Source organism: Aureimonas altamirensis, from assembly GCF_023702225.1.
GTDB classification, from domain to species: Bacteria; Pseudomonadota; Alphaproteobacteria; order Rhizobiales; family Rhizobiaceae; genus Aureimonas; species Aureimonas altamirensis_B.
Genome location: NZ_JAMQCO010000007.1, coordinates 90,994 through 106,543 on the forward strand (window position 1 = coordinate 90,994; position 15,550 = coordinate 106,543).

Annotated in this window: 14 protein-coding genes and 2 pseudogenes; 2 read left to right on the top strand and 14 right to left on the bottom strand. The window is 65.9% G+C overall.

Annotated features, from left to right (window positions below; all coding sequences use genetic code 11):
• Positions 1-140: 140 nt before the first annotated feature.
• The 8 genes from ilvC to miaA all read right to left on the bottom strand — a co-directional run bounded on the left by ilvC (position 141) and on the right by miaA (position 8,009).
• Positions 141-1,160, bottom strand: a complete 1,020-nt coding sequence (ilvC, locus tag NDN16_RS12775) for a ketol-acid reductoisomerase (RefSeq protein ID WP_251113970.1) — start codon at positions 1,158-1,160, stop codon at positions 141-143.
• A gap of 34 nt (positions 1,161-1,194) precedes the next feature.
• Positions 1,195-1,827: a TetR/AcrR family transcriptional regulator C-terminal domain-containing protein gene (locus tag NDN16_RS12780; RefSeq protein WP_251113971.1), complete on the bottom strand. Its 633-nt coding sequence runs from the start codon at positions 1,825-1,827 to the stop codon at positions 1,195-1,197.
• A 102-nt stretch (positions 1,828-1,929) separates the two neighbouring features.
• On the bottom strand, positions 1,930-2,673 hold the full coding sequence (locus NDN16_RS12785; RefSeq protein WP_251113972.1) for a pyridoxine 5'-phosphate synthase: 744 nt from the start codon (positions 2,671-2,673) through the stop codon (positions 1,930-1,932).
• Positions 2,674-2,685: 12 nt separating this feature from the next.
• Positions 2,686-3,813: an ATP-dependent DNA helicase gene (locus NDN16_RS12790; RefSeq protein ID WP_251113973.1), complete on the bottom strand. Its 1,128-nt coding sequence runs from the start codon at positions 3,811-3,813 to the stop codon at positions 2,686-2,688.
• A gap of 37 nt (positions 3,814-3,850) precedes the next feature.
• Positions 3,851-4,444, bottom strand: coding sequence for a LysE family translocator (locus tag NDN16_RS12795; RefSeq protein ID WP_251113974.1), 594 nt, complete (start codon positions 4,442-4,444; stop codon positions 3,851-3,853).
• 21 nt (positions 4,445-4,465) lie between these two features.
• A complete protein-coding gene (gene ilvN, locus NDN16_RS12800) occupies positions 4,466-5,056 on the bottom strand; it encodes an acetolactate synthase small subunit (RefSeq protein WP_251113975.1) in 591 nt (196 codons plus the stop codon).
• A 46-nt stretch (positions 5,057-5,102) separates the two neighbouring features.
• Positions 5,103-6,896: an acetolactate synthase 3 large subunit gene (locus NDN16_RS12805; protein WP_251113976.1), complete on the bottom strand. Its 1,794-nt coding sequence runs from the start codon at positions 6,894-6,896 to the stop codon at positions 5,103-5,105.
• Between the two features lie 231 nt (positions 6,897-7,127).
• Positions 7,128-8,009 carry a tRNA (adenosine(37)-N6)-dimethylallyltransferase MiaA gene (gene miaA / locus NDN16_RS12810; RefSeq protein WP_251113977.1) on the bottom strand — a complete coding sequence of 294 codons (882 nt, stop codon included), beginning with the start codon at positions 8,007-8,009 and terminating at the stop codon, positions 7,128-7,130.
• A 20-nt stretch (positions 8,010-8,029) separates the two neighbouring features.
• On the opposite strand from miaA, the gene serB reads away from it, so the two are divergent.
• Positions 8,030-8,914: a phosphoserine phosphatase SerB gene (serB, locus tag NDN16_RS12815; protein ID WP_251113978.1), complete on the top strand. Its 885-nt coding sequence runs from the start codon at positions 8,030-8,032 to the stop codon at positions 8,912-8,914.
• Between the two features lie 12 nt (positions 8,915-8,926).
• Here serB and NDN16_RS12820 read toward each other — a convergent pair whose 3' ends face one another.
• The 6 genes and pseudogenes from NDN16_RS12820 to NDN16_RS21205 all read right to left on the bottom strand — a co-directional run bounded on the left by NDN16_RS12820 (position 8,927) and on the right by NDN16_RS21205 (position 15,151).
• Positions 8,927-10,513, bottom strand: a complete 1,587-nt coding sequence (locus NDN16_RS12820; protein WP_251113979.1) for a Do family serine endopeptidase — start codon at positions 10,511-10,513, stop codon at positions 8,927-8,929.
• A 120-nt stretch (positions 10,514-10,633) separates the two neighbouring features.
• Positions 10,634-11,608, bottom strand: a complete 975-nt coding sequence (hflC, locus tag NDN16_RS12825; protein WP_251113980.1) for a protease modulator HflC — start codon at positions 11,606-11,608, stop codon at positions 10,634-10,636.
• Entirely contained in the window at positions 11,608-12,825 is a 1,218-nt protein-coding gene (gene hflK / locus NDN16_RS12830; protein WP_251113981.1) for an FtsH protease activity modulator HflK, read from the bottom strand. The genes hflC and hflK overlap by 1 nt, the downstream gene beginning before the upstream one ends.
• A gap of 136 nt (positions 12,826-12,961) precedes the next feature.
• Positions 12,962-13,486 carry a dihydrofolate reductase gene (locus NDN16_RS12835; RefSeq protein ID WP_251113982.1) on the bottom strand — a complete coding sequence of 175 codons (525 nt, stop codon included), beginning with the start codon at positions 13,484-13,486 and terminating at the stop codon, positions 12,962-12,964.
• Between the two features lie 451 nt (positions 13,487-13,937).
• Positions 13,938-14,833: pseudogene (locus NDN16_RS12840) on the bottom strand (transposase); the annotation flags it as partial.
• 24 nt (positions 14,834-14,857) lie between these two features.
• The gene (locus tag NDN16_RS21205) at positions 14,858-15,151 is read right to left on the bottom strand and encodes a hypothetical protein (protein WP_435301096.1); all 294 of its coding nucleotides are present in this window, start codon (positions 15,149-15,151) and stop codon (positions 14,858-14,860) included.
• Here NDN16_RS21205 and NDN16_RS12850 point away from each other — a divergent pair.
• Positions 15,071-15,529 (top strand): annotated as a pseudogene (locus NDN16_RS12850) (IS701 family transposase); the annotation flags it as partial. The gene NDN16_RS21205 and the pseudogene NDN16_RS12850 sit on opposite strands and share 81 nt — an antisense overlap.
• Between the last annotated feature and the right edge of the window lie 21 nt (positions 15,530-15,550).

Below are 15,550 nucleotides of genomic sequence, written 5' to 3' on the forward strand. Positions count from 1 at the left end.
AATTTATACTACATGATATCCTATACATCAAGTTATACTGTTCACGCAAACAATAATGCCGCCCGGCGCGGTGCGCCGGGCGGCATCGAACAAAGACGGTAAAGCGGGATGGCGCCCGGGCCGGGCCCGGGGCGCTCAGGTCAGTTGCGGGCCTTGTCGACCAGCGCGTTGGACTTGATCCACGGCATCATGCCGCGCAGCTTCTCGCCGACTTCCTCGATCTGGTGGCCGTCGTTCATCCGGCGGATGCCCTTGAAGCGCGCGCCGCCCGAGCGGTATTCCTGCATCCATTCGGACGTGAAACGACCGCTCTGAATATCCTTCAAGACGCGCTTCATCTCGGCCTTCGTCTCGTCCGTGATGATGCGCGGCCCGGTCACGTACTCGCCCCACTCCGCCGTGTTGGAGATGGAGTAGTTCATGTTGGCGATGCCGCCCTCGTAGATCAGGTCGACGATCAGCTTCACCTCGTGCAGGCACTCGAAATAGGCCATCTCCGGAGCATAGCCCGCCTCAACGAGCGTTTCGAAGCCGGCGCGGATCAGTTCCACCAGGCCGCCGCACAGAACCACCTGCTCGCCGAAGAGATCGGTCTCGCACTCTTCCTTGAAGTTCGTCTCGATGATGCCGGAGCGGCCGCCGCCGACGCCGCAGGCATAGGACAGCGCAAGCTCCAGGGCATTGCCCGACGGATTCTGATGCACGGCCACGAGGCACGGCACGCCGCCGCCCTTCTGGTATTCGCCGCGCACCGTGTGGCCGGGGCCCTTCGGGGCGATCATGACGACATCGACGGTGGACTTCGGCTCGATCAGCCCGAAATGCACGTTCAGGCCGTGCGCGAAGGCGATGGCCGCACCGTCGCGGATATGCGGGGCGATCTCGTCGCGATAGATGTCGGACTGCAGCTCGTCCGGCGTCGCCATCATCAGGAGGTCGGCCCAGCCGGCCGCCTCGGCCACCGTCATGACCTTGAAGCCATCGGCCTCGGCCTTCTTGGCCGTCGCCGACCCGGGACGCAGCGCGACGGCGACGTCCTTTGCGCCGCTGTCCTTCAGGTTCAGCGCATGGGCGCGGCCCTGGCTGCCGTAGCCGACGATCGCCACCTTGCGGGACTTGATCAGGTTCAGGTCGGCATCGCGATCGTAATAGACGCGCATAGTCATGTCCTCCAAGTTAGGATTGGTTCGGCCGTCAGGGCCGAATCCCGGTTGTTCCGTAGAGCGCCAGGAACTGGCGCACCGCCAGCCTGGCGTCGTGTTCCACCAATGCGTCGTCCGCATTGAGCTTTTCGCCGAGGAGAAGCCGGATCTGCGTATCGCGAACGACCAGTCCGAACAGGGCTCCGAACGCCTCGTCGGGACTGTCGAAGGCGAGCAGGCCGAGCGACCGCCCCTCTTCCAGCAATGTCTTGATGCGGCTGCGCACCGCGGCCGGCCCGTTGTCGAGCATGATATCGCCGAGGCCATGCCGCTGATGGCCCGCCTGCCCGACGGCAAGCCGGTTGAGTGCGACGGATGTCTGCCCATGGATGACCTGCAGCCAGTCCCGGGCGAAAACCTCCAGCCGCAGCACCAGGGCCGCCGCATCCAGCCCGTCGGCGCCCAGCGGCAGGCCACGAACCTTCGAGGCCTGGCGTCGAACCATGGCAGCAAGCAGCCCGTCGCGACCGCCGAACCACTTGTAGAGCGTTTCCTTCGAGCAGGAGGCCTCGCGCGCCACTTCCGTCATGGTAGGCGCCCGGCCGAGTGCGACGAGCAGCGCCAGCGCCGCGTCCAGCAGCTCGACCTGCCTCTCCGTCCAATCGATGTCGCCCAAGTCGTTCAAGACGATCGCAATCCTCTGCCGCGCCTTAGGCGCCATACCGTAACCTTGGTTACGGTCAGAGGCTCTACAGCACTTGCCGGGCGGCTGCAAGTACCCCGAAGGTCAGCCGTGCGGCCGGGTGGCCTGGATGAAGCGGCCGACGGCGCCGGCCATCCCGAATTCCAGCGCGTCCGCCGTCAGGCCATGGCCGATGGAAACCTCGGCGATGGCGGGCAGCCGGTGCAACAGCGGCGGCAGGTTGGCAATGGTCAGGTCGTGGCCGGCATTGAGCGCAAGACCGAGCGCCGTTGCGCGATTTCCGGCAACCTCCAGCCGGTCCAACTCCCGGCCTGCCGCGGCACTGTCGCCATGGGTGGCGCCATAGGGCCCGGTATAGAGCTCCAGCCTGTCCGCGCCGATCTCGACGGCCTGTTCGTATCCCGCCGGATCCGGGTCCGCAAAGAGCGAAACGCGAATGCCCTCGCCTTTCAGGCGCTCGACGACGGGCTTCAGGAACTCGGCCCTGCCGGCAAAATCCCAACCATGATCCGATGTCGCCTGCGACGGATCGTCGGGCACCAGCGTCACCTGGTCCGGACGGCCCATCCGCACGAGGGCCAGGAATTCGGGCGTCGGATAGCCCTCGATGTTGAATTCGGCGTCGGGAAACTCGGCATCCAGCAGCGCGCGCAGGTCCGGCACGTCGGAAAAGCGGATATGTCGCTGGTCGGGCCTCGGATGCACGGTGATTCCGGCCGCGCCGGCCGCCAGCGCGATGCGCGACAGGCCCGTCACGCTCGGCCAGGGCAGGTTGCGCCGATTGCGCAGCATGGCCACCGCATTCACGTTCACCGACAGACTGGTCATCGAACCTTCCCCCTACCGAACGACGGTCAACCGTTCCGCCGCCCGCGTGATCGCCGTATACAACCACCGCTCCCGCGTGTCGCGGAAGGCGAAGCTTTCGTCGAACAGCATCACGTCGTTCCATTGCGAGCCCTGCGCCTTGTGCACGGTGAGGGCATAGCCGAAATCGAAATCGTCGTAGCGCTTGCGCGTCTGCCACGGAATTTCCGTATCCGGCTCCTCGAACACGGATTTCAACAGCTTTATCTTGGCAGCGCCCCGGTCCAGATCGTCGTCCTCCGGGCGGACGATCAGGTTGACGCCGGGCTTCACCGTCTCGCGCGAGGCGGTCATGACCTGCCACAGGGAGCCGTTCAGCAGCCCCTTGGCCGGGTCGTTGCGCAGGCAGACCAGCTTGTCCCCGGAAATGGGCGTGGCGCCTTGGAAGCCCTTCAATTCCCGCAGGCGGGTATTGTAGCGACGCCGCGTGCGGTTGGTGCCCACCAGCACCTGGTCGGCCGCAAGGACGGCATCCCTGTCCACTTCGTGACGCGAGATGACGCGCGCCGCTCCATAATTCCCATAGGCGATCTCTTCCCCCTCGCGCACCTTCAGCGCCAGGTCGATGATCGGATTGTCGCGCGCCTGCCGGTGGATCTCGGTCAGCAGGAAATCGGGTTCCGCCTCGGTAAAGAAGCCTCCGCCCGATACCGGCGGCAACTGCCCCGGATCGCCCAGCACCAGGACCGGCGTTCCGAAGCTGAGGAGGTCGCGGCCCAGCGCCTCGTCGACCATGGAGCACTCGTCGACGATGATGAGCTTGGCCTTGGCGACCGGGCTTTGCCGGTTCAGCGAGAAGGCCGGCGACACGCGGGAGGTGCCCGTCTCGGCGTCCTCGACCGTTTCTTCGCCGCGCGGGCGGTAGATCAGCGAATGGATGGTGCGGGCGTTGCGCGCGCCCTTGCTGCGCAGCACCTGTGCCGCCTTGCCGGTAAAGGCGGCGAACTGCACCTGCCCGTCCAGCCCCTCGGCAAAGTAGCGGGCCAGCGTCGTCTTGCCGGTGCCGGCATATCCGAACAGCCGGAAAACCGGCTGGTTGCGGCTCTTCAACCATTCTGCGACGCGGTCGAGCGCATCTTCCTGCTGTGACGATAGCTTCATGCCAATCGCCTCGCAGAAAAACACCGCCGCCGCAAGCTCATCGCAGCATCGGCCACAGTGTAGCGACCAGCAGGAGCCCCATCGCGATATTGAAGAGGCGCAGGCGGGTGCGGTTGGCCAGGAAGCCGCGCAGGGCGATCCCGAATCCGGTCCAGACCGACACGCTCGGCAGGTTGACGAGGGTGAAGACGACCGCGACCAGGATCACCGACAGCCAGGGCCGTTCCATGTTGACGTAGGCCCCCATCCCGACAAGGGCCATGGCCCAGGCCTTGGGATTGACCCACTGGAACATCGCCGCCTGCAGGAATGTCAGGGGCTCGGCAGCGGATTGGCCGGATCCGACGCTGCGCGAAAAGGCGATCCGCCACGCCAGATAGATGAGATAGGCCGCGCTGGCGAACTTCATGGCCAGCGACAGGCCGGGATAGGCGTGGATGACGACGCCCAGCCCCATGCCGACGGCCAGGAGCAGAAGGGCGAACCCGCCCGAGATGCCGAGCATGTGAGGGATGGAACGACGAAAGCCGAAATTGACGCCCGACGCCATCAGCATGAGGTTGTTGGGCCCCGGCGTGATGGAGGACACGAACGCGAAGACCACCAGGCCGACCAGGAGTTCATAGGTCATGCATCAGAGCCTTAGTCGGAGCTACTCCTGCTCGATAACGATCATCGGCTCGCGGCCCCGACTCATGGCCGAAACGCCAGTGCGGCACACTTCGGCCAGGCCTATGGGGCTCATCAGCTGGATGAATTTCTCGATCTTGGTGCTGCGGCCGGTAATTTCGAACACGAAATGAGCGGTACTGGAATCCACCACCTTGGCGCGGAACACGTCCGCCAGCCGCAGCGCCTCCACGCGGTCATCCCCCTCGCCGGCAACCTTCACCAGCGCAAGTTCGCGCTCGATGGGGCCGTCCTCGCCATTGCCGGCGGCAGCGTTGGTCAGGTCCACGACGCTATGCACCGGCACGATCCGGTCGAGCTGGCTCTTGATCTGCTCGATGACGTGCGGCGCACCGCGCGTCACCACCGTAATGCGCGACAGATGGCGCGCATGCTCCGTTTCCGACACGGTCAGGCTCTCGATATTGTAGCCACGGCCCGAAAACAGGCCGATCACCCGGGCCAGCACGCCCGGCTCGTTGTCCACGATGACGGCGAGCGTATGCGATTCCGCCCTCTCCTTCTCCTCGGTAATGAAATAGGCGGATGCGGGCGGCTGTAGCGGACTGTTCATGGATCTCGGACTCTGGAAAACGGTTGGATCGAAGGGCGGGACCGGTCTAGACCAGCGCCTTGCCCTTGGCGTCGATGGCGTTGGCGACGGCCTCGTCGGTCGCCTCGTCCGGCAGCAGCATCTCGTTGTGGGCGCGGCCCGAGGGAATCATCGGGAAGCAGTTGGCGAGGTTCGCCACGCAGCAATCGAAGATGACGGGGCGGCGGATGTCGATCATCTCGCGGATGGCCCCATCGAGATCGCCCGCCTTCTCGACCCGCAGCCCGACGCCCCCGAAGGCTTCCGCCATCTTGACGAAGTCGGGCAACGCCTCGCTGTAGGAATGCGACAGCCGGTTGCCGTGCAGCAATTGCTGCCACTGGCGCACCATGCCCATGTACTGGTTGTTGAGGATGAAGATCTTGATCGGCGCCTCGTACTGCACCGCCGCCGACATCTCCTGCATCGTCATCTGCACGGAAGCGTCGCCGGCGATGTCTATGACGAGCGCGTCCGGATGGGCGATCTGCACGCCCAGCGCAGCCGGCAGGCCGTAGCCCATGGTGCCGAGCCCGCCCGACGTCATCCAGCGGTTCGGCTCCTCGAAGCCATAGAACTGCGCCGCCCACATCTGGTGCTGGCCGACTTCGGTGGTGATGTAGGTCTTGCGGTCCTTCGTCAGTTCGTACAGGCGCTTGACCGCGTGCTGCGGCATGATGATGTCGCCGTCCTGCCGGTAGGCGAGGCAGTTGCGCGCCTTCCACCGTGCGATCTGGCCCTTCCACTCGGCCAGAGCGGCCGTGTCCGTCTTGAGCCCCAGCTCGCGCCAAGCCTCCAGCATGGCCTTCAGCACATGGCCGACATCGCCGATGATCGGCAGGTCGACGCGGACGTTCTTGTTGATCGACGACGGGTCGATATCCACGTGGATCTTGCGTGAATTGGGCGAGAAGGCATCCAGGCGGCCGGTGATCCGGTCGTCGAAGCGCGCGCCCAGGCACAGCATGACGTCGCAGTCATGCATTGCGAGGTTGGCCTCGTAGGTACCGTGCATGCCGAGCATGCCCAGCCAGTTCTCGCCCGATGCCGGATAGGCGCCGAGCCCCATCAGCGTCGAGGTGACGGGTATGCCCGTCTCGGCCGCGAATTCGCGCAGCAGGCGGCTTGCCTCCGGCCCGGAATTGATGACGCCGCCGCCCGTATAGAAGACCGGCCGCTTCGCCGAGGCCAGCAGTTCGACGGCCGCGCGCACGCGCCCCCGATCCGCGTCGACGCGCGGGTGATAGCGGCTGGCGGCGCGGCTCAATTGCGGCGGGGTATAGGTGCCGGTGGCGAACTGGACGTCCTTCGGGATATCGACCACGACGGGCCCGGGCCGTCCGGATGTCGCGACATGGAATGCCTCGTGCAGGATCTCGGCGAGGTCTTCGACGCTCTTCACCAGCCAGTTGTGCTTGGTGCAGGGCCGCGTGATGCCCACCGTATCGCATTCCTGGAAGGCGTCGGAGCCGATCAGCAAGGTCGGAACCTGCCCGGTGATGCAGACCAGCGGGATCGAGTCCATCAGCGCGTCCTGCAACGGCGTCACCGCATTGGTTGCGCCGGGTCCGGAGGTGACCAGCATCACGCCGACCTTGCCGGTCGAGCGGGCATAACCTTCGGCCGCATGGCCGGCGCCCTGTTCGTGGCGGACGAGGATGTGCTGCACGGCATCCTGCTGGAACAGCGCGTCGTAGATCGGCAGCACCGCCCCGCCCGGATATCCGAAGAGGTGCTCGACACCGTGATCCTTCATGGCCTGTACCACCATTTCGGCGCCGGTCATCCTGCGGATCTCCGGATTGGTCGTCATGTCGTCCATGGCTGCTGTTCCTGCTGGGCGCCTCCCGTCAAGCGGTGCGCGTCGTTTCCCTTGGTTTCTTTCAGGCAATAAAAAAGGCCCTTCGAGGGGCCTGTCTTTCGCGCACACGTGGCATTCGCCGGACGGTCTCTAAACCGCCTCGCGTGTGCGCCTGCCTACGAGAATGAGCGTGATGTTCTTCATGGGGCGGGACGATACTTCCATAGACTTCGCACGTCAACGCAATTTCGCTCAGGTCTCGAGGCGCTCCCAATCCGGGCCGAACTGGTTGCGGAACCACGTCTCCTGCCGCTTCGCATATTGTCGCGTCCGCACCACCGCCCGTTCCACGGCATCGCGAAGCGTCATGTCTCCGCGCTCCGCCGCAAGCAGCTCCGCCACGCCGATCGCCTGCCCCGCCGAATGGTCCAGAGCGCCCGGACGCTGCGCGAAGCGCAGCGCCTCTTGCGCCGCTCCCTCGGCCATCATGGCATCGAACCGCCGGGCGATCCGCGCCCGCAGGACGGCCCGGTCCGGCGCGAGAACGATCCGGCGAATGCCCGCGCCCGTTACGAGCGGCCGCCCCTTGCCCTCCTGAAGCGACGCCAGCGGCCGGCCCGTCGTCATCACCAGTTCGAGCGCCCGCAGGATACGCTGGCTGTCCGTTGGGCGCAGCCTTGCCGCAGCCTGCGGATCGAGGCCGGAGAGAACCTCGTGCATCCGCCCCGGCCCTTCCTGTGCGTGGCGCGCGCGCAGCGCCGCGCGCAGCTCCGGCGCAACCGCCGGCATATCGTCCAGCCCCTGCGTCAGGGCACGGAAATACAGCCCCGTGCCGCCCACGAAGATCGGTACCGCGCCCGCCCCGCGTATCGCGCGGAGCACGCGTTCCGCCTCGGTCAGCCACAAGCCCGTCGAATAGGGCGCGGCCGGGTCCGCATAGCCGTACAGATGGTGGGGAATGCCGTCCATGTCCGCCTCGGACGGGCGCGCCGTCAGGATGCGCAGCCCGTCATAGATCTGCATCGAGTCGGCATTCACCACGACGCCGCCCAGGCTCCGCGCCAGGTCCACGGCCAGCTTCGACTTGCCGCTCGCGGTGGGGCCCGCTATCAAAATCGCGTTCAACCGGTCCAAGCCTGCCAGGTCCCCTGCCAATGCACGTCGTTACCCTGATATCCGCCCGGAACGATCCGCGCGTCAGCCGCTCCCTCGCAGAGCAGGCGCAGTATATCATCGGCGAGGCCGAGATCTTCTGGCTCGAGCGGGATACAGCCTGCGACCTCGTGACGGAAGAGACCCCCGACGCCGCCACGCGCGAGGCCCTGTCACGGCTCGCCCTATCCGCCGCGGTGGACTGCACGGTCCAGCCGGTCGAAGGCCGCCGGAAATCCATTCTGCTGGCCGACATGGATTCCACCATGATCGACCAGGAGTGCATCGACGAGCTGGCCGCCGAAATCGGAATCAAGGACAAGGTCGCCGCCATCACCGCCCGCGCCATGAACGGCGAAATCGCGTTCGAGCCGGCCTTGCGCGAACGGGTGGCCCTGCTGCGGGACCTGCCCGTCGCCCGCGTGAAGGACGTTTTGGCCAGGCGCATCCAGCTTGCCACGGGTGGTGCGACCCTGGTCGCCACCATGCGTGGCCATGGCGCCTACGCGGCCCTCGTTTCCGGCGGCTTCACCCTGTTCACGCAGGAGGTGGCGCGGCAGCTCGGCTTCGACGAAAACCGCGCCAACAAGCTGGATATCGCGGACGGCGCGCTGACGGGCACGGTCGCCGAGCCGATTCTCGGCGCCGACGCCAAGCTGGCTGCCCTGCACGAGATCGCCGCGGCGCGCGGCGTCGGCGCGGGCGACGTGCTGGCGGTTGGAGACGGAGCCAACGATCTGCCGATGATCCTTGCCGCCGGCACCGGCGTCGCCCTGCACGCCAAGCCGGCCGTCGCCGCGAAGGCGCCATTCCGGATCGACCATGCCGACCTGACCGGTCTTCTGTTCCTGCAGGGCTACAAGGCGGAGCAGTTCATCGCTGCATAGGCGCCGCCTGCCTCAATCGAGCGGCAGCACCACGAAACGCAGATCGCCTCCAGGCGAGGCGACGAGCAGCAGGGCGTTGCGGCGGCCGTCTGTGCGCAGCGCAGCGAGGCTCTTGCGGAATTCCGCCGCCGTGCCCACCGACTCCTGTCCGATCTCGGTAATGACCGAGCCGGGCTCGATGCCCTTGTCCGCCGCCGGCGATTCGGCGGCGACCTCGGTCACGACCACGCCTTCCAGTTCCTCATCGATGCCGAACTGCGTCTTCAACGCGTCGGACATGTCGGCAAGCGTCATGCCCAGCGTTTCGGCGGTGGCCTCGGCAGCGGGTTCTTCTCCGCCCTCTTCGCCGGTTGCGCCCTCCTGCTGCTCCATCATGGCTTCGCCATCCTCGAGCCGGCCCAGCGTCACCTCCACGTCGATGGAGCGCGGCTCCGCATCCTGGCTTTCCTTGCGCATCAGCGTCAGCGTGACGCGTTTCCCGACTTCCGTCTCGGCCACCATGCGCGGCAGGTCGCGCGAGGTCGGCACCGGCCGGCCATCGAAGCGGGTAATCACGTCGCCGATCTCGATCTCATCGGTATCCGAAGGCCCGTTCGGCACCACGCCCATGACGATGGCGCCCGAATTGTCCGACAGCCCGAGGCCTTCGGCAATTTCGTCGGTCACCTCCTGCAGGCGGATGCCAAGCCAGCCGCGGCGCGTTTCGCCGAACGCGCGCAGCTGGTCCACCACGTTTTCGGCCAGCAGCGAGGGAATGGCGAAGCCGATGCCGATGGAGCCGCCCGTTGGCGAGATGATCGCCGTGTTGATGCCGATGACGCGCCCATACATGTCGAAGAGCGGGCCGCCGCTGTTGCCGCGATTGATGGCGGCGTCGGTCTGGATGAAGTTGTCGTAGGGGCCGGCGTTGATGTTGCGCCCGCGCGCGGAAACGATGCCGACCGTCACGGAGCCGCCAAGGCCGAACGGGTTGCCGATGGCCATGACCCAGTCGCCGATGCGCACCTCCTCGCTGTCGCCGAAGGAAACAGCGGTCAGGGGCTCCTCGGGCTCCACCTTCAGGACGGCAAGATCCGTTTTCGTGTCGGTGCCGAGAAGCGTCGCCTTGAGCGACGAGCCGTCCGCGAAATTGACGGTGATCTCGTCGGCGTCCGCGATGACGTGGTTGTTGGTGACGACGATGCCCGCCGGGTCGATAACGAAGCCCGATCCGAGCGACTGCACGCGCTGCGCGTTCGTCCCCTCGTTTCCCTGCAGCAGCTCGTCGAAGAACTCCTGCAGCGGAGAGCCCTCCGGCGCGGACAGAGGCGGCACCGCCGACCCGCCGGCCACGCGCTGTGAGGTGGAGATGTTCACCACCGCGTCGAGCAGGCCTTCGGCGAGCCCGGCAACGGAAGCCGGCCCCTGCATGCGCGGCTGGGCCGATGCAGGCGGAACGCCGGGGGCCGATGGGTCCTGGGTTTCGGATGGCGGCCGCTGCGGCGCGATCTGCTGGCCCTCGGCCGGCGGCGGGATGACGCCTTGCGCCAGCGCGCCGCCCGTCATCGCGGCCAGGAGTGCCGCTGCGATCGCATTGCGGGCCTGCGGTAGCTGCGTCATCACTGCCCTTTCCATCCCTGACGGCTTCAGCCGTCGAGGCAAGCCGATAAAAGCGACTGAATCAAGAACGCACCCGTGGCTGCCAGCAAAAAGCCCGGGACGATGCCCGGGCTTTCCACATCAGTTGCCGATCGCGGCGGAGGATGGCGTCGCCGCCGCCGCTGGCCCGGTCGCGGGCGGCGTGTCGCGCGGCGGCGTCAGGTTGCCGTCGATGTCGGAGCCATCCGTGCCGAAATACCGGAAGAACTCCGAATCGGGCGACAGCACCATCGTCGTACCGGTGTCCTGCAGCGCCGTTCGGTAAGCCTGCATCGAGCGGTAGAACTCGAAGAACTGCGGATTGCGGCTGAACACTTCGGCAAAGGTTGCGTTGCGCTCGGCCTCGCCCAGGCCCTGGAGCACCGCCGCGTCGCGGCGGGCGCCGGCGACCGTCTCGGACGCCTCGCGGTCGGTGTTGGCGCGCAGGGTTCGGGCGCGCACCTGGCCTTCCGCGCGCAGGCGCTCGGCTTCGGCAAGGCGCTCGGCGGCCATGCGCTCATAGGTGCGTTCCGAGATCTCGGGCGTCAGATCCGTGCGGCCGATACGGACGTCGACCAGGTCGATTCCCAGGCGTTGCGCTTCCGGGCGCACCTGATCGCGGACCTCGACCATCATCGAGGCGCGCTCGTCCGACAGCGCGGCCGAGAAGCTGCGGCGGCCGTAAGTGGCGCGGATGGCCGAGTCGAAGCGCGTCAGAAGCAGGCGCTCCGCCTCGTCCAGCTGACCGCCGCGAACGCCGCGGCGGAACAGCGCCGGATCTTCGATGCGATAGACCATGAAGGCGTCGACGTCGTAGAAGGCGCCGCCCGACACCTGCACCCGCAAATTGTTCAGGTCGGAGCGGAGAAGACGCTTTGGCAGCAACTGCACATTATCGGCCTGTGCGAAGCTGAAGGGCAGCTTGAAATATAGGCCCGGTTGCTGGATCACGCGCTGGATCTCGCCGAAACGAAGCACCAGCGCCTGCTGGCGTTCCGAAACGATGAAGGCCGAGTTCCAGACGAAGAGCATCGCGACAGCGACCGTCGCCAGCACGGCATAGAAACGGTTGCTCATCAGTTGCGCCCCTGCGTGTTCGCGGATGGTCCGGACGGCGGTATCGATGCAGCCGCGGCGCCGTTCCCGCTGCCGGTTCCGCCCTGATTGGCGTTGCCGGTATTATTGGTGTTGCGCAGCCTGTCCAGTTCGGTCAGCGGCAGATAGGGCACGACGCCGCTGGCATCGCCATTGCTGTCCATGATGACCTTGTTGGAGTCGCGCAGTACGCCTTCCATCGTTTCCAGATAGAGGCGGCGGCGCGTGACTTCCGGCGCCTGCTCGTAGGCCTCCAGGATGGAAGCGAAGCGCTGCGATTCACCGATCGCCTCCTGCACCACGCGGTTGCGATAGGCCAGCGCATCCTCGTTGATCTGCGCCGCCTCGCCCCGGGCGCGGCCAAGCTGCTGGTTTCGGTAGATATTCGCCTCGTCGACGAAGCGATCCTGGTCCTGCGTGGCGCGCTGCACCTCCTCGAAGGCGCTGGCGACCTGCGTCGGCGGTGCGGTTTCCTCGATTGACACGGCGTTGATGGTGATGCCGGCGCCGTAATTGTCGAGTGTCTGCTGCGTGATGGCGCGCACCATTTCGGCGATGGCGGCACGGTCGTCGCGGAAGAGGTCGTCCACCGGGTTGCGGCCGACCACTTCGCGCATGGCGCTTTCGGACACTTGGCGCAGCATGCCCGGCGCGTCGTCGACATTGAACAGATAGGCCTGCGGATCGGACACGAAGGAGAGAACCGAGAATTTGACGTCGACGAGGTTCTGGTCGCCGGAGAGCATCAGGCCCGACGTATCGCTGCCGCCCGTTCCGCCGATCTGAAGACGATTCTCGACGGCGGGTACGGTCTCGAAGGTTTCCAGGGGCCAAAGCGTCATGTGCAGGCCCGGCGGAGACAGTTCCTCGCGCGGCTGGCCGAGCAGAATCTTCACGCCGTTCTCGCCCGGCTCCACGACATGGATGGCGTTGAGCGCCCAGATGACGGCCAGGCCGACCACCACGAGACCGCCGAAGGCCAGTCCGCTGCCGCGGCCGCCGCCGCCCGATCCGCCGCCGCCGCCCGGCATCGCGCGGCGCAGCCTGTCCTGGCCCCGACGCAGGATTTCCTCGAGGTCGGGCGATCCGCCGCCGCCGCCGCCAGGGCGAGGGTTCTGCGGCCCCTGCCCCCATGGGCCGCCATTGTTACCGCCGCCGCCTTTCCAGCCGCCGTTCCCGCTCTGATTGCTCCAGGGCATCTATGTCCTCTCACACAAGGGCACGCGCACCACGGACATGGCGGCGACCTGACGTTTCAGGCCCTTATAGGAACTGCCAATTCTGCATTCAATGACGGCCGGCTAATTCCGCCAAGCACAAATCCGAGATTTGAGCCTAAATCGCAACTCGCCGCCGTTCGAGGGACAAAAAGCGGGCGTCCGCATCATCCCTTTCGATGCGCTTCATCGGCTCGTCCAGAACCACGCGCCATTCCTCGTCGCCGAGTTCGGGAAAGAAGGCATCGCCTTCCGGCTCGGTTTCGACCACCGTCATTTCTATGCGGTTCGCCATCGGCATGAACTGCCGGAAGATTTCCTCGCCGCCCACCACCATGATGGCGTCGGCGCCCCGCTTGCCGGCGCTGGCGCGCGCCAGCCGGAGGGCGGCTTCCAGGCTGTTCGCGTGCAGGGCCCCGTCGCGCACTCGCCCCGGATCGTGGGACAGCACGATCGAATCGCGGCCGTCGAGCACGCGCCCGATGGCGTCCAGCGTGCGACGTCCCATGATCATCGGGCGCCCCATCGTCAGGCGCCGATAGCGGGCAAGATCCGTTGGAAGCGTCCAGGGCATGCCGCCATCCGCGCCGATCACGCGGTTGCGGGCCATGGCGACGACGAGGACGATGGGTGTTTCGGTCATGACCGGCATCATGGCCCGTCGCAGGATAAAACGATAGGGCCTGGCCCTAGGAGCGCTGAAGGGCGTCCAGTTCCGGGAACGGCTCCCACCGAAGGCCGGCTCTGGCGCAGAGCGGATCGTTCAGGGAGGTGGCCACCGGCCGCCCGTCTCGAACGAAGACGGCCATGGCCTTGCGCCCCAGATCGTTGCCTCTCGCATCTGCGGCATCGGCCCGGACGCAAACGTAGTGGCGGTTGCGCAGGGCATCGAACGGCATGGTGGAAATTTCGGCAGCCCGCAGGATATAGGGCTCTTCCATATAGCTACGCGCACCCTCGACGATGGCCGTCTTGACCGCCGGGGAAGCGGCTCCGGCTTCCAGTTCCGCCTTGCCCAGCTCGCTCGTGGCGACGCAGCCGCCGAGGCACAATGCGGCGACCGGCAGAACGAGTTTATGCACGGGCGATCCTCCGAACTGCGTCTTGGCCTGGATCCACTCGCGCGGAGGACGTTTCCAATCCTGGGCCGCGTGGTTGAGGACGAGGTATAGCAGCTTCATGGCGGCCTCGTCATTGGGGAAGTGGCCTCGCGTCCGGACGGCACGCCGCAGCTTGGAGTTCAGCGCCTCGATGGCGTTCGTGGTGTAGATGATCCGGCACACGCCTTCGGGATAGGCGAAGAAGGGCACGATTTGGGCCCAGTTGCGCCGCCAGCTCAAGCCGATCGCGGGGTATCGCTGGACCCATTCGCCGGCCTCGAACGCTTCCACGGCTTTCATCCCAGCCTCCGCGTCCCGAGCCCGGCAGAATGCCGAGCGCGATGTAGACCGCCTTGTTGCGCACGAAGCCCTCGTCGCGGATCTTCACGCGAATGGCATCGAAGAAGACACGCGGATAGCAGGCATCCGGCGGACGGTTCTGCCATTCGGCGACCTCGTCGAGCACCGCGTCGGTGACCGTCGAGATCAGGTCGGGCGAGACGTCGATCCCGTAGAGGTTCTCCAGGTGACCGCGGATCTCGCGCACCGTCATGCCGCGGGCGTACATCGAGACGATATTGGCGTCGAAGTCCGGGAAACGGCGCTGATAGCGGGCGATGAGCTGCGGATCGAGGGTGCCGGCCCGGTCCCGAGGGATCGCCAGGTCGATCTTCGATGTCCCCGTCAGCATCGTCTTCTTCGACGAGCCGTTGCGCCGGTTTGGTTTGGCGTCGGCCTGCTCCCCTTCGAGACGCTCGTCGAGTTCGGCGTTCAGAATGCGCTCCGACAGCGCCTTCTTCAGATCGTCGAGCAGCCCGTCACGGGCGAAGACATCCTGCGGATCGCGTCCCGCCAGAAAGCCGGTCCAAAAGCTCTTTGTCGATAGCCATGCGATGGTCCTTTCCTTTCAATCATCATGACCACCCGCACAGAATTCCTGACAGTCCAGCGAGGAACGGATCGATTTCCCGTTCGAGAACCTCGCGTCCCTGCGTGAACGCATGGCCACGCTCGAGCAAGACTGCCCGGAGTTGGTTCTCGAGTGGCTTGCGCGCCGCCACCAGCCGAGAGCGTGCCCGGTGCAAAGTCTGCAGGTCTAGTCGATCCTGGCTCTTCATCGGGACTGTCAGGAAATCGCCGGTGATCTCGATCCAAGTGCCTGGCAACGTCTTTCCGCCGGTAATGGCACCAACGGTGCGCGGCTTCATGACTGGGCCTACTGCGAACTCGCTGATCTTGATGCCGACGAATACAACGAGACGAAATCGGTGCTTTGGACCCGTGGCCTCCTGATCCGGCGCAATATCAGTGACGGTGATCTTGCATTCTTCATCACATGGTGCCCGGCCGGGACCGGTATCCAGACGCTCGTTTCCGTTGAAGGCCATCGCTGGGCGATCGAAGACAGCTTCGAGACTGCCAAGAACGAGCTCGGCCTCGATCACAACGAAACCCAATCATGGCATGGCTGGCATCGCCACGTCTCCCTCGTCATGCTCGCCTTCGCCATGATGGTGGTGATCCGGTCCCGCGCCAATGACGCGACGCCCCCAAAAAGACCGCGGATGCCGACCATCAGGATTTGATCCGCTGGTCTATCCAAGAAG

Bases quoted from the DNA above. Each gene is read 5' to 3' on its own strand.
- hflK (WP_251113981.1), bottom strand. From the start codon at position 12,825: ATGCCCTGGAGCAATCAGAGCGGGAACGGCGGCTGGAAAGGCGGCGGC.
- NDN16_RS12805 (WP_251113976.1), bottom strand. From the start codon at position 6,896: ATGGACGACATGACGACCAATCCGGAGATCCGCAGGATGACCGGCGCC.
- hflC (WP_251113980.1), bottom strand. From the start codon at position 11,608: ATGAGCAACCGTTTCTATGCCGTGCTGGCGACGGTCGCTGTCGCGATG.
- NDN16_RS12795 (WP_251113974.1), bottom strand. From the start codon at position 4,444: ATGACCTATGAACTCCTGGTCGGCCTGGTGGTCTTCGCGTTCGTGTCC.
- ilvN (WP_251113975.1), bottom strand. From the start codon at position 5,056: ATGAACAGTCCGCTACAGCCGCCCGCATCCGCCTATTTCATTACCGAG.
- NDN16_RS12785 (WP_251113972.1), bottom strand. From the start codon at position 2,673: ATGACCAGTCTGTCGGTGAACGTGAATGCGGTGGCCATGCTGCGCAAT.
- NDN16_RS12820 (WP_251113979.1), bottom strand. From the start codon at position 10,513: ATGACGCAGCTACCGCAGGCCCGCAATGCGATCGCAGCGGCACTCCTG.
- NDN16_RS12790 (WP_251113973.1), bottom strand. From the start codon at position 3,813: ATGAAGCTATCGTCACAGCAGGAAGATGCGCTCGACCGCGTCGCAGAA.
- NDN16_RS12835 (WP_251113982.1), bottom strand. From the start codon at position 13,486: ATGACCGAAACACCCATCGTCCTCGTCGTCGCCATGGCCCGCAACCGC.
- ilvC (WP_251113970.1), bottom strand. From the start codon at position 1,160: ATGCGCGTCTATTACGATCGCGATGCCGACCTGAACCTGATCAAGTCC.
- NDN16_RS21205 (WP_435301096.1), bottom strand. From the start codon at position 15,151: ATGAAGCCGCGCACCGTTGGTGCCATTACCGGCGGAAAGACGTTGCCA.
- serB (WP_251113978.1), top strand. From the start codon at position 8,030: ATGCACGTCGTTACCCTGATATCCGCCCGGAACGATCCGCGCGTCAGC.